The organism is Sphingobacterium bovistauri (assembly GCF_020295405.1).
In the GTDB taxonomy this organism is placed as follows: domain Bacteria; phylum Bacteroidota; class Bacteroidia; order Sphingobacteriales; family Sphingobacteriaceae; genus Sphingobacterium; species Sphingobacterium bovistauri.
Map to the genome: position 1 here is coordinate 75,350 of NZ_JADEYP010000009.1, position 13,225 is coordinate 88,574.

Sequence of the window (13,225 nt, forward strand, 5' to 3'; positions counted from 1 at the left end):
AAAGATCTTAATAAAGGAATAGCTGTAGGTATGACTTTTTGGAAAAAATGTTGTGATATTAGGAAAGTAAGGATTTCATTTCTTCCCGAAATTCACTTGGTGTTTGTCCTGATTTCTTTTTAAATACACTCGTAAAATAGGCTTTGTCTTGATAACCTAATTCAAAACCAATTTCAGCAATACTTTTGTCTGTGGTAAAAAGTAACTTCTTTGCCTCAATAAGTTTGCGAGTTTCGATAATCTCAGATACAGGAAGATGTAGGATATGTTGAGTGATGTTATTTAAAGACTTGCTGCTCATGAACAATTTCTCCGCATAGAAATTCACCCCCTCTGGTCTCCTGAAATTTTCTTCCAATATCTGTAAAAAAGTTTTGAAAGTTGTGTTTTGATTGTTCGTGATATTATTGTCGTCCGTGTGTGCTTTTTTGCGTTCGCTTTCGATGATAGTAAATAATGCCGAAAGTAGTTCTTTGATGATTGATAGTTCTTGCGTGTCGCTTGTGTGTTCCTCAAAGATCAATTGACATAAGATGTGGAGTCTTGATGCGGATTTATGGTCTAAAAGTCGAAAGTTTGCTCTGTCATGATAGTAATTGTACAGTTGAAAAGTGATTTCGGGTATAAATTCACTTTTGAATCGAATAGCCCAACCTTCAAATTCATTATCGAGTATTTCTGGCTGTAGACGATGAATTTTGCCTTTTGTCACAAATGATATGCATGGAGCTTCTAAATTTTGAGTTTTGTAATCAATAAAATGACTCAATTTTCCTCTTAATACAATAATTAGTTCTTCATAATTGTGCTGATGTGGAATATTGGGGTTGTTTGCAATGGATTCAACCAATGAATTGTCTATTTTGAAGATGTTAAATAGCTCGTGCATATATATAAAGGTACTTTTTTGCTATTAATATTCAAAAAATATAAAAAAATATTGATTTTAAGATGTTTTTAAATTGTGTTAGGTTGTTTATTTGTGTTTTTTGTAATATTTTTTTTGTAAAATGATGTTTTTAATATTTTTATTAACAAATAATTGGTAAAAAATTAATTTTTCTTTTGTTTTTGTGAAATTTTTGCATTTACTTTGGGTTATGATTGAAAATTAACCAAAAATAATATGCAAACTAATCAAAAAAAATCCCCAATCCCACTAATTGTTATAGCAATTTTAGTGATTCTGTGTTTATTTTTTCCTGGTGTTCCAGATTCAAGTAAAATCTACGAGTATAATGGTGCTGATGTTGCTTGGATGTTAGCGTCTACTGGCTTAGTGTTAATTATGACGCCCGGCTTAGCGTACTTTTATGGTGGCATGGTTAAGAAAAAGAATGTAATTTCTACCATGCTGCAGAGTTTTATCTGTATGGCAGTAGTGGCCGTGCTCTGGGTTGTATTTGGTTTCTCGTTAGTGTTCGGTGAATCTGTAGGCGGGATAATCGGTAATCCTAGTACATATTTTATGTTTAATGGTGTGGTCGATGGTCCTCCTTGGCCAGGAGCTCCTACAATTCCATTTACATTATTTGCTATGTACCAATTGAAATTTGCTATCATAACTCCAGCATTAATTACTGGTGCGGTAGCTGAGCGTATCAAATTTACTTCGTATGTATTATTTATATGTTTATTTTTTGTATTCATTTACGCTCCATTAGCACATTCCACATGGCATCCGGATGGTTTGTTGTTCAAATTAGGCGTATTGGATTTTGCTGGTGGTACTGTAGTACATATGTCAGCAGGATTGACAGCGCTAGCGGCTGCGATTTATATGAAACATGGTAAACAATTTAAAGAACATACACCCGCGCGTATTACTTATGTATTATTAGGTACAGGTTTACTATGGTTTGGATGGTATGGCTTTAATGCAGGGTCGGCTTTTGGTGCAACTCAATTAGCAGCTACTGCTTTAGCAACGACATCAACAGCTTCAGCTGCAGCAGCGTTGACATATATCTTTTTTGATGCAGCTAAAGGTGTTAAGCCATCAGCAATGGGGGTTTGTATTGGTGTAGTAGTAGGTCTTGTAGCGATTACCCCAGCAGCAGGTTTTGTAACTGTGCCTCACTCACTAGTCATAGGTGCTGTAGCAGCGATAGTGAGTAGATTATGTATTGCTTGGAGAACTAAATCAAACTTGGATGATACATTAGATGTATTCCCTAGTCATGGAGTAGGAGGTATGGTGGGTATGCTTTTGACAGGTGTGTTTGCGCACAGTTCAATCAACAGTGTAGTAGAAACGAATGGTTTATACTATGGAGAGACTGGTTTATTTGTTTCGCATCTAATTGGGTTAGTAGGCGCTACTGCCTTCACTTTAGTGGTAGCATTTATATTGTTGAAAGTGGTAGATACGATAACTCCAATTCGTGTAAAGGAAGAAGATGAAGAAATTGGTCTAGATTTGTCACAACATGGTGAAAAGCTTTAGGTTGTGTCTTAAAAAATAATTGAAATTGAAATAAATAACCCTCCTTAATATTATCTAAATTATGTTTACTCGACCATAACACATGGTCGAGTATTTTTTTACTACAAAAAAATATATGATGTAGTATTTGTAGTTTGTAATTTTTGTACCTTTGCATCATCAATTCAAGCTATGAGTGACGCTATAAAACACGAGTGTGGTATCGCACTAATCAGATTACTAAAACCCCTCTCATATTATCAAGAAAAATATGGAACTCCTTACTACGGAATCAATAAATTGTATCTCCTTATGGAGAAGCAACATAACCGTGGTCAAGATGGAGCGGGTATTGCTACTATTAAATTTGATGTAAAACCTGGAAATAGGTACATCAGTCGTTATCGCGCAATGGGTTCTACGGCTGTGGCCGATATTTTTGAATATGTGCAGAAGAAATTTGCTGCTGTTCAAAAGGCTTATCCTAAAGAATCTAAAGACACACAATGGCTAAAGGATAATGTTAGTTTTACGGGTGAGGTATTATTAGGGCATTTGCGCTATGGTACTCATGGTAAAAATAGTATTGAAAGTTGCCACCCTTTCTTGCGTCAAAATAACTGGATGACAAGAAATTTGGTTGTTGCAGGTAATTTCAACATGACTAATGTTGATGAGTTGTTGCAACAATTGTATGATTTAGGTCAACACCCTAAGGAGCAGGCGGATACGGTTACGGTGTTAGAAAAAATAGGACATTTCTTAGATGATGAAAATCAAGAGTTGTTTGATCAATTCAAAAAGGATGGCTATTCAAATATCGAAATTTCGGCTCAAATAGGTAAAAATCTTGATGTAGCTAAAATTCTGACTCGTTCAGCGAAAACTTGGGATGGGGGGTATACTATTGCTGGTATTATGGGGCATGGTGATGCTTTTGTGATGCGCGATCCATCGGGTATTCGTCCAGCATTTTATTACCAAGATGACGAGGTGCTTGTGGTTGCTTCGGAGCGTCCGGTTATTCAAACAGCCTTCAATATTCCTTTGGGTGCTGTCAAAGAAATTAAACCAGGTCATGCACTTATCGCGAAAAAAGATGGTACTGTAACTGAAGAGATGTTTAGACAGCCAACCGAACAAAAATCTTGTTCGTTTGAACGTATTTATTTCTCACGTGGATCAGATGCAGATATCTACCAAGAGCGTAAACAATTAGGTAAATTGTTATGTTCGCAAGTGTTGAAATCTATTAATAATGATATAAAAAATACGGTATTCTCATTTATTCCTAATACAGCAGAAGTATCATACTATGGCATGATGGAGGGAATGAATAAATATGTGCGTGATTACCAAAAAGAAGTTTTATTGAATCGTGATGAGAAGATCTCTGATGAGGAAATGAATGAAATACTGAGCTTGCATCCAAGATTTGAAAAATTGAATATCAAAGATGCTAAACTGCGTACCTTCATCACGCAAGATGCAGATCGTCAAGATATGGTACAACACGTTTATGATACGACTTATGGTATTGTACGTGATCATGAGGATACAATTGTAGCTATTGATGATTCAATTGTCCGTGGTACGACGTTGAAACAGTCAATTTTGACAATTTTGGATCGTTTACATCCGAAGAGAATCATTGTTGTTTCGTCTGCTCCTCAAATTAGATATCCAGACTGTTATGGTATCGATATGTCTCGCATGGGAGAATTCGTTGCATTTGAGGCAGCAATTAATTTATTGAAGAAAAATGGTATGTCTCATATTATTGATGAGGTCTATCAAAAATGTCTTGCTTCAGTTACATTACCTAAAGATGAGGTAGAGAATTATGTGAAAGCAATTTATGAGCCATTTACGGATGAAGAAATATCTGAAGAAATTGGACGAATTGTAAAACCACATAATTTGAATGCAGAATTGGAAATTATCTTCCAAACCTTAGATAACTTACATGTTGCATGTCCAAATCACAAAGGTGATTGGTATTTTTCAGGTGATTATCCAACACCAGGTGGTAATAAGACCGTAAATCGTGCTTATATGAACTGGGTGGAAGGAAAAAATGTAAGGGCTTATTTCAGTAATTAATTGAGCCATATATAATAAAAAAGCCTTAATCATTTGATTAAGGCTTTTTTATTAAGAGTTATTTTGATCAAAAAAAGTTCTTATTGCTTCTTCGTCTAATTTGATTTGTTGTTGCAATTCTTCTAGAGAGTCATATCTTTCGTCTCCACGAATAAATTTCTTGAAGCGTATACGTACTGTGCTACTGTACAGATCACCTTCAAAATCTAATACGTTTACTTCGATTTTACGAGTCATCCCATCTACAGTAGGTCTAGTGCCGATATAACACATGCCGTATGCTTTTTTTATGATTGGATTTTCTTTGTATTCACCAGTTATTATTTGTGGAACACTAGGGTAGATGTCCACTTCCGCAGCGTAAATCCCGTACGCAGGTATTAGTTTATGTGATTCATGAACGTTGAGGTTTGCTGTCGGAAATCCAATTTGACGTCCAATTTGATCACCTTTTTCTACAGTTCCGGTCAATTCAAATGGATAACCTAAGTACCTGTTGGCAATTTCAATATCACCTTTAATTAATGCTTCCCTGATGCGTGTCGATGAAACGGCAACGTCTTCAATATCTTGCTTTGCAATTTCTAATACTTGAAAATCAAAAATATGAGCAAAATGCAATAAATCTTTTATTGTTCCTTTACGGTCTTTTCCAAAATGATGATCATAGCCAATGATAATCGTTTTGGTTCCTAATTTGTCGACCAGTACATTTCGAATGTACTCTTCAGCACTCAAATTAGAAAAATCACGTGTAAATGGTGTAATGATTAAGTGGTCAATACCGCACAGAGCTAGCTGATGCGCTTTTTCTTCAATATCATTAATTAAACGTAAGCTATCGTCGTTGGGGTTTAGTATTAATCTAGGATGAGGAAAAAAAGTCAATAACACTGTTTCACCACATGTTTCTTTAGCACAATCGACTAATTTTTTAAGTATTTTTTGATGACCGATATGCACACCGTCAAAAGTACCAATGGTAACGATAGCATTTTCTAGTGGCTCAAATTCTTCTAAGCTTCTATATATTTTCATCGAATAATACTATGCTGGTTGAATATCAGTTGATTTCTGTTCTCGAATAGCTTCAATAAGTTCTTCTAAATTCCAAGCTTGATCGACGTGAAAATTTCCACTCATAGTACGTCTCAAACTGGATAAATAGGATCCGTTATTAAGTACTTTTCCAAAGTCATTTGCAATAGAACGAATATAAGTACCTTTAGAGCATTTGATTTTGAAAAAAATGTTAGGCATCTCAATTTTTTCTATTTCAAATAATGTTATTGTTACTTTTCGTGCTTTTAACTCAACTTCCTCACCACGTCTTGCCTTTTCGTAGACACGTTCGCCATTGATCTTTAATGCCGAATGTGCAGGAGGAAATTGTTCAATTTCTCCTTCGAAAGTTTTGGCTGCAGCAATAATATCATTCTCTGTAATATTTGTAATATCAAAAGTTTGATCAATTTCTGTTTCCAAGTCATAAGATGGGGTAGTAGCTCCCAAAGTAATCGTCCCTGTATATTCTTTATGTTCTGCCTGAAAGGAATCAATTTGTTTGGTTAATTTTCCCGTACAAACTATTAATAATCCTGTCGCTAAAGGATCGAGAGTTCCTGCATGTCCTACTTTTAGTTTTAGGGGCTTCATTGTGTTGCGAAGTTTACCTACGACATCAAAGCTAGTCCATGTCACTGGTTTATCTACCAGCAATACTTCACCTTCAGCAAATGCAAATTTTTTATCTTTCTTTTGAATGTTCTCCATTAAACAATCTGTAAGCTATGACCACTTAAAAGCATAGCTATTATCACTAATCCAACCACAATTCTATACCAACCAAATAACTTGAAGCCGTATTTCGTTAGTAAATCTATAAATGTTTTGATGGCAATTATGGCAACCACAAAGCCAACAATATTACCTACGATAAGTAGGTTGATTTCCTCTCCGGTAAATGTATGACCTTCTTTGAAAAACTTATACAATTTAACAGCAGACGCTCCTAACATCATAGGAATCGCTAGAAAAAATGAAAATTCTGCTGCTGCTTTACGTGTCAATTTTTGAGTCATACCACCGACAATTGTACTAGCTGATCGTGAAGTACCGGGGATCAGAGCTAAACATTGGTAACAACCAATTATGAAAGCTTGTTTGAACGATATTTCGTCTGAAATATCAATAGTTGGTTTATTGAACCATTTGTCTACAAATAATAAAATGATACCACCAATAACCAGCATGACGCCTACCATCATTGGACTTTCTAGCAAAGAATCAATAAAATCGTTTAATACTAACCCAAGTATAGATGCAGGAATCGCTGCTATCACAAGCTTGTAGTAAAAGTCCATCGATTTAAAAAATCTTTTCCAGTATAAAACTAATACGGATAAGATAGTTCCTAGTTGAATGACAATGGTAAATAACTTGACAAAAGCAGATGGCTCTAAGCCCATTAATGCCGAGCCAATAATCATGTGCCCTGTTGAAGAGACTGGAAGGAATTCCGTAAGTCCTTCTATTATTGCTAAAATAATAGCTTCAAAATAGTTCATTATATATTATTTGATTACTTTTTGGGTTTATACAATATGGATACAAAACCTAAAGCAAATCCTAATGTAACAACAAGAGGTGCTAAAGTAATTTTAGTGAAGCTATAAATATCCTCTGTACCCATCATCAAAATGAATCCAATAGCAACAACTAGAATACTAGCAATGAATAATTGGTAATTAATTTTTTGAAATACAAATCCAGTACTTTTGTTTGAATTTGAATTATTTTTATTTTCTGACATAATAATCTATTTCAAAATTTTAGGTTGGTCAATTAACGGTAAAGACTATTTGATTTTGCTTTAAGGTATTTAGTCACAGCAAAATATGTACTTAACGAAGAAATTAGGATACCTAAGGCAACTACAATAATAAAAATTGTGATAAATTGTCCCCAGTTTTGTAAAAATACGATTTCAGGAACTTGCTTTTGTGCAAACTGTAATGTGAATATTAGTAATAAAATAGCAATCAATGCACCTATTAGGCCGTGAACGATTCCATAAATAATATAAGGTTTGCGGATGAAGCCCTTTGTCGCACCTATTAACTGCATACTCTTGATTAAAAAACGTTGCGAGTAAATAGCTAAACGAATAGTGTTATTGATCAAAGCAATTGCGATAATCAACAAGATGACAGTAAATGCTAATACAACGATCGAAATGATACGGATGTTTTTGTTCACCATATCAATTAAAGATTCCTGATAAACGATCTCTTTAACACGACTGTTGTTAGCTACTTTATCAATAAATGGCTGGATACTATCTGCATTAGCATATTGCTCTTTTAAATAAATATCGATAGAAGGTAAAAGAGGGTTTGTTCCTAAATATTCAACGAAATCTTCACCCAAGTCTTCTTTTAGGTTTTTTGCCGCCAGTTCTTTAGAAACATATTCTGTGCGTAATACGTAATTTTCCTTTTCCAAGTCCTTCTGTAAAGACAATACATCACCTTCGTTGACATTGTCATTCACAATGACATTCAAGACAATATTTTCCTTTACATACTTAGATAGGTTTTTAGCATGTACTAAAATTAACCCTAGAAGTCCTGTCATTAGCAAAACCAATGCAATACTAATTACAGTTGAAATGTATACTGATTTTGTTTTTTTTCTTGGAGAGCCTTGTTCTATTTCTGACATAAAGCTTTTGTTTTTTAATAGTGCGAAAGTAAGGATTTTAGATGGTTTTAATTGAATAAATATCAACTTATCTCCATTAATTGATGCATATTTAACATTTATTTACTTTTTGAATTAACTATATCTATCTAATATCCCAAAAATATTATTGATAACGAAAAGTTATCTTCAAAAATTGGCTTAAAATCGCTATTTTCGCAATTCTTTTATAAGGTACAAGAAATGGATTATTCGCATAAATCAATTGAGCAGAAGTGGCAAAAATTCTGGGCTGAGAACGCAACGTTTAAGACGTCTGAGTCTACAGAAAAGCCTAAATATTATGTATTAGATATGTTCCCTTATCCTTCGGGAGCAGGATTACACGTTGGACATCCGCTGGGCTATATCGCCTCAGATATTTTTTCACGCTACAAAAGATTAAAAGGTTTTAATGTATTGCATCCAATGGGGTATGACTCCTTTGGTCTTCCTGCGGAGCAATATGCAATCCAGACGGGACAACATCCAGCGATCACAACTGAAACAAATATCAATCGCTACCGCGAGCAATTAGACAATATTGGTTTCTCCTTTGATTGGTCGCGTGAAGTACGTACTTCGGATCCATCTTATTACAAGTGGACGCAATGGATTTTTATGCAGTTGTTTGATGCTTGGTACAATAAGGATACGGATAAGGCGGAGTCAATTGAAACTTTAATTGAGAAGTTTGAAACTTCTGGATCACAAAATATTAAAGCAGAATCTGATGAGGACATCTCTGTTTTTACGGCTGCTGAATGGAAAGCATTTTCGGAAGAACAACAACAGAGAGAAATCTTAAAATATAGACTAGCTTATCTACGCGAATCTACAGTAAACTGGTGTGCAGCACTAGGTACGGTATTGGCAAATGATGAGGTGATCAATGGGGTGTCTGAGCGTGGAGGATATCCAGTTGAGCAAAAGAAAATGATGCAATGGTCTATGCGTATCACGGCATATGCTGACCGTTTATTACGCGGATTGGATACGATCGATTGGCCAGAGCCATTGATTGAGATGCAACGTAACTGGATTGGTAAGTCTGTAGGCGCAACGGTGAAGTTTCCTGTTCCACAATTGGATACGAATATTGAAGTTTTTACCACACGTGTAGATACTGTTTTTGGTGTTTCATTCGTTGTGTTAGCTCCAGAACACGAGTTGGTTTCTGCTTTAACAACAGTGGGGCAAGAATCTGAAATAGAGTCATATATCGATAAAACTTCGAAAAAGTCAGAGTTAGATCGTATGGCAGATACGAAAACTGTCTCAGGTGCTTTTACAGGTTCATACGCTAAGCATCCAATCACGGGTGAAGACGTACAAATCTGGATTGCAGATTACGTGTTGGCAGGGTATGGAACAGGTGCTGTCATGGCAGTTCCATCAGGCGATCAACGTGATTATGTATTTGCGAAACATTTTAATTTGCCAATTATTCCGATTTCGGATTCTCAAAATATCGAAGAAGAAGCGGACTCAAATAAGGATGGTAAATACATCAATTCAGGTTTTATCAACGGAATGACTTATCAAGAGGCTGTTCCTGCTTTAATTGCGAAGTTGGAAGAGTTGAAATTAGGTAAAGCAAAAATTAACTTCCGTATGCGTGATGCGATTTTTGGTCGTCAACGTTATTGGGGAGAACCAGTTCCAGTTTATTTCAAAAATGGTTTACCGTATTTGATTAAAGAAGGGGAATTGCCATTATTGCTTCCTGAGGTAGATAAATATTTGCCTACAGAAACAGGAGAGCCACCTTTAGGTCGTGCCGAAAATTGGAAATACCAAGATCAATACGAATACGAATTGAGTACGATGCCAGGTTGGGCGGGTTCGTCATGGTATTGGTTTCGCTATATGGATCCTCAAAATACAGGCGACTTTGCTTCAAAAGAAGCTGTAGATTATTGGAAAGCAGTAGATTTATACATTGGTGGTTCTGAGCATGCTACAGGTCACTTGTTGTACTCACGCTTTTGGAATAAGTTTTTGAAAGATTTAGGTTTCCACAATGAGGCAGAACCTTTCAAAAAGTTGATTAACCAAGGTATGATTCAAGGTCGTTCGAACTTTGTTTACCGTGCGTTGGATGAAGAAGGTAGGGGTACAAATAAATTCGTCTCTTTAGGCTTGAGAGATCAGTTCAATACCATTCCATTACACGTTGATGTAAATATCGTGAGCAACGATATTTTGGATACAGAGAAATTCAAATTATTCCGTCCTGATTTTGCGGATGCAGAATTTGTGTTAGAAGATGGAAAATACATCTGTGGTACTGAGGTGGAGAAAATGTCAAAATCAAAATTCAACGTCGTAAATCCAGATGATATTATTGCGAATTTTGGTGCGGATACTTTACGTTTGTACGAGATGTTTTTAGGTCCACTGGAGCAGTCAAAGCCTTGGAATACAAATGGTATTGAGGGGGTATATAAATTCTTACGTAAGGTGTGGCGTTTGTTCCATGATGCAGAAGGAAACTTCAATGTGTCGGATGAAGAGCCTACGAAAGCGGAATACAAAGCTTTGCACAAAATCATCAAAAAAGTGGAAGATGACATCGAGCGTTTCTCGTTCAATACTTCAGTTTCTGCCTTTATGATTTGTGTGAATGAGTTGACAGATTTGAAATGCAACAAGCGTAAAATCCTTCAAGACTTAATCGTTGTGTTGGAACCTTACGCTCCACATATCACTGAAGAATTGTGGTCATTATTAGGTAATGAAGCAGGTACAATCTCGTATGCAGCATATCCAAAATTTAATCCGGACTATTTGGTGGAATCAGAATTTGCTTATCCTGTATCGGTAAATGGTAAGATGAAAATGAATCTTCCATTGGCGTTAGATTTGGATGCTAAAACGGTAGAAGAAATTGTATTAGCCAATGCAGATGTTCAACGTTATTTGGATGGTAAATCTGTCAAGAAGCTCATTTTTGTAAAAGGTAAGATTATTAATATCGTAGTTTAATTAGCTTCAATGATATAAAGTAAAGCCTCGAAATTATTTTTTCGAGGCTTTTTTAATTTATTCTTCATCTTTTATTGAGAAGATATTAAAAAATCTCTTGATTCGATGTTTAAGTGGATAATTGAATTCGACAGAACCGACGGTAAAATCTTCATCCCGTAAAACTATATTCATTTTTTTTGTTTTTTTATTCGCTTGAATATTTTCGAATTGATATCCATTGCAAGATGCTTTAAGAATATTTTTTTCGTAATTAAATGAAGGTAAAATGACTATTCCGTTAATATCAGAAGTAAATATTTCATTAGTTTGTATATTTTTAAGAATTACTCCTGGAATATTTTTTCCTTTTGTATCCTTAAATATAAATTGAATAGAGTCATTTACTGCATTATGAATTTGTATCTGATTGTCATTAGATTCATAAATTAATTTCGAATTTAATTTGTGTTCAGCTTTTATTGTAATCCAACTTCCAAATAAAAGAAGGGTAGCATTAATAGCTAGCCAATTTATCCCTCTGATAGAATAGTTTTTTTCTAGTAGCGAAGGTTTTAACTTACCACACACCTTCTGATTAGATTTTTGGATATAGTTCACTATATCTTTAGTTTTCCAATTGGTAAAATCTACCACTTCAGTATTACAGACTTTACACATCCTTCCAAGATCGGTAGGGGACATGCTATCGTATTTCTCTCTACACGGGTTGGGGATGTTTATTTTCATGCGAATCCTTTGATATTACCTAAATATAATTAAAATTTAACCTAATTTTGAAATGAAATATTAACCTCTTATCTTAAGGTTTTAATCGATTATACTTAACATCAACCTATGAATTCAAGGCTAAAGCTATTGCTGGTACTTTTTATTGTTCCCATATTAACCTTTTCACAAAAATTACCAAAGAAGAAAGACGTTTTACATGTTTTGAATTTGACTAATACCTATTGGCAAAAGAAAAATTCACCAGATAAATGGGCTTTTTGGGATATTGCAGCTTATCATACGGGGAATATCGAGGTTTATAGAATCACTAAAAATAAGGATTATTTAAATTATTCAATCAGATGGGCTGAATATAATCAATGGCAAGGTGCAAAGTCAAATAACAAATCTGAGTGGAAATATAGTTATGGCGAGAAGGATGACTATGTGTTGTTTGGTGATTGGCAAATTTGCTTCCAGACCTACATCGATTTGTATAATATGCAACCCGCAGATTACAAAATAGCGCGCGCCAAGGAAGTGATGAGTTATCAAATGAGTACACATCAGAATGATTATTGGTGGTGGGCCGATGGTTTGTATATGGTTATGCCTGTCATGACGAAGCTTTATAAGCTAACAGGTGACGAGCAATATTTAGATAAGCTAAATGCATATTTTGAATATGCAAATAGTATCATGTTTGATAATGATGAAAATCTTTATTATCGCGATGCTAAATACGTGTATCCTAAGCATAAATCGGCTAATGGTAAAAAGGATTTTTGGGCTAGAGGAGATGGTTGGGTATTGGCTGGATTAGCTAAGGTACTACAAGACCTGCCTAAGGATTCGAAATATAAATCTTCATTTAAGGATAGGTTTGTAAAGATGGCTATGGCGGTTAAAAATGTGCAACAACCAGAAGGATACTGGACACGCAGTATGTTAGATAAAAATCATGCACCGGGTCCCGAAACAAGTGGTACAGCTTTTTTTACATATGGTATTCTCTGGGGAATAAATAATGGATATTTGAGTAAGAGGGAGTATTTACCTGTAGTGCGAAAATCCTGGACATATTTAAATCAAGTTGCATTACAACAAAATGGTCATCTAGGGTATGTACAACCCATAGGCGAACGTGCTATTCCAGGGCAGATCGTTGATCAGAATTCTACAGCTCCATTTGGTGTAGGTGCTTTTTTATTGGCTGCAGCTGAGATGTATCGTTTTGTAAAGTGAAATTAATCAACC

General features: G+C 35.1%; 11 protein-coding genes. 4 read left to right on the forward strand and 7 right to left on the reverse strand.

From position 1 onward, the window contains the following. Positions 1–58: 58 nt before the first annotated feature. Positions 59–889 carry an AraC family transcriptional regulator gene (locus IPZ78_RS06555; RefSeq protein ID WP_225552196.1) on the reverse strand — a complete coding sequence of 277 codons (831 nt, stop codon included), beginning with the start codon at positions 887–889 and terminating at the stop codon, positions 59–61. Between the two features lie 237 nt (positions 890–1,126). Here IPZ78_RS06555 and IPZ78_RS06560 point away from each other — a divergent pair, with 237 nt between their 5' ends. Then, entirely contained in the window at positions 1,127–2,446 is a 1,320-nt protein-coding gene (locus tag IPZ78_RS06560; protein ID WP_225552197.1) for an ammonium transporter, read from the forward strand. Positions 2,447–2,617: 171 nt separating this feature from the next. Next, complete coding sequence (locus IPZ78_RS06565) at positions 2,618–4,528, forward strand: amidophosphoribosyltransferase (RefSeq protein ID WP_225552198.1); 1,911 nt, start codon at positions 2,618–2,620, stop codon at positions 4,526–4,528. Positions 4,529–4,579: 51 nt separating this feature from the next. Here IPZ78_RS06565 and IPZ78_RS06570 read toward each other — a convergent pair whose 3' ends face one another. Genes IPZ78_RS06570 through IPZ78_RS06590 form a run of 5 tightly spaced genes read right to left on the reverse strand, consistent with a single transcriptional unit; the run spans position 4,580 to position 8,251 of the window. Then, the gene (locus IPZ78_RS06570) at positions 4,580–5,566 is read right to left on the reverse strand and encodes a bifunctional riboflavin kinase/FAD synthetase (protein ID WP_225552199.1); all 987 of its coding nucleotides are present in this window, start codon (positions 5,564–5,566) and stop codon (positions 4,580–4,582) included. 9 nt (positions 5,567–5,575) lie between these two features. Next, on the reverse strand, positions 5,576–6,301 hold the full coding sequence (truB, locus tag IPZ78_RS06575; protein ID WP_225552200.1) for a tRNA pseudouridine(55) synthase TruB: 726 nt from the start codon (positions 6,299–6,301) through the stop codon (positions 5,576–5,578). After that, entirely contained in the window at positions 6,301–7,095 is a 795-nt protein-coding gene (locus IPZ78_RS06580) for an undecaprenyl-diphosphate phosphatase (RefSeq protein WP_225552201.1), read from the reverse strand. Before IPZ78_RS06580 ends, truB begins: the two co-directional genes overlap by 1 nt. 14 nt (positions 7,096–7,109) lie before the next feature. Then, positions 7,110–7,340: a DUF3098 domain-containing protein gene (locus IPZ78_RS06585; RefSeq protein ID WP_225552202.1), complete on the reverse strand. Its 231-nt coding sequence runs from the start codon at positions 7,338–7,340 to the stop codon at positions 7,110–7,112. 32 nt (positions 7,341–7,372) lie between these two features. Then, positions 7,373–8,251 carry a cell division protein FtsX gene (locus IPZ78_RS06590; protein ID WP_225552203.1) on the reverse strand — a complete coding sequence of 293 codons (879 nt, stop codon included), beginning with the start codon at positions 8,249–8,251 and terminating at the stop codon, positions 7,373–7,375. A gap of 222 nt (positions 8,252–8,473) precedes the next feature. Here IPZ78_RS06590 and leuS point away from each other — a divergent pair, with 222 nt between their 5' ends. Then, entirely contained in the window at positions 8,474–11,257 is a 2,784-nt protein-coding gene (gene leuS / locus IPZ78_RS06595; RefSeq protein ID WP_225552204.1) for a leucine--tRNA ligase, read from the forward strand. Between the two features lie 57 nt (positions 11,258–11,314). Here leuS and IPZ78_RS06600 read toward each other — a convergent pair whose 3' ends face one another. Next, positions 11,315–11,986: a hypothetical protein gene (locus IPZ78_RS06600; RefSeq protein ID WP_225552205.1), complete on the reverse strand. Its 672-nt coding sequence runs from the start codon at positions 11,984–11,986 to the stop codon at positions 11,315–11,317. 108 nt (positions 11,987–12,094) lie between these two features. Between IPZ78_RS06600 and IPZ78_RS06605 the strand changes: the two genes are divergently transcribed. Beyond that, positions 12,095–13,213: a glycoside hydrolase family 88/105 protein gene (locus IPZ78_RS06605; RefSeq protein WP_225552206.1), complete on the forward strand. Its 1,119-nt coding sequence runs from the start codon at positions 12,095–12,097 to the stop codon at positions 13,211–13,213. Positions 13,214–13,225: the final 12 nt, after the last annotated feature.

Bases quoted from the DNA above. Each gene is read 5' to 3' on its own strand.
- IPZ78_RS06555 (WP_225552196.1), bottom strand. From the start codon at position 889: ATGCACGAGCTATTTAACATCTTCAAAATAGACAATTCATTGGTTGAA.
- IPZ78_RS06560 (WP_225552197.1), top strand. From the start codon at position 1,127: ATGCAAACTAATCAAAAAAAATCCCCAATCCCACTAATTGTTATAGCA.
- IPZ78_RS06565 (WP_225552198.1), top strand. From the start codon at position 2,618: ATGAGTGACGCTATAAAACACGAGTGTGGTATCGCACTAATCAGATTA.
- IPZ78_RS06570 (WP_225552199.1), bottom strand. From the start codon at position 5,566: ATGAAAATATATAGAAGCTTAGAAGAATTTGAGCCACTAGAAAATGCT.
- truB (WP_225552200.1), bottom strand. From the start codon at position 6,301: ATGGAGAACATTCAAAAGAAAGATAAAAAATTTGCATTTGCTGAAGGT.
- IPZ78_RS06580 (WP_225552201.1), bottom strand. From the start codon at position 7,095: ATGAACTATTTTGAAGCTATTATTTTAGCAATAATAGAAGGACTTACG.
- IPZ78_RS06585 (WP_225552202.1), bottom strand. From the start codon at position 7,340: ATGTCAGAAAATAAAAATAATTCAAATTCAAACAAAAGTACTGGATTT.
- IPZ78_RS06590 (WP_225552203.1), bottom strand. From the start codon at position 8,251: ATGTCAGAAATAGAACAAGGCTCTCCAAGAAAAAAAACAAAATCAGTA.
- leuS (WP_225552204.1), top strand. From the start codon at position 8,474: ATGGATTATTCGCATAAATCAATTGAGCAGAAGTGGCAAAAATTCTGG.
- IPZ78_RS06600 (WP_225552205.1), bottom strand. From the start codon at position 11,986: ATGAAAATAAACATCCCCAACCCGTGTAGAGAGAAATACGATAGCATG.
- IPZ78_RS06605 (WP_225552206.1), top strand. From the start codon at position 12,095: ATGAATTCAAGGCTAAAGCTATTGCTGGTACTTTTTATTGTTCCCATA.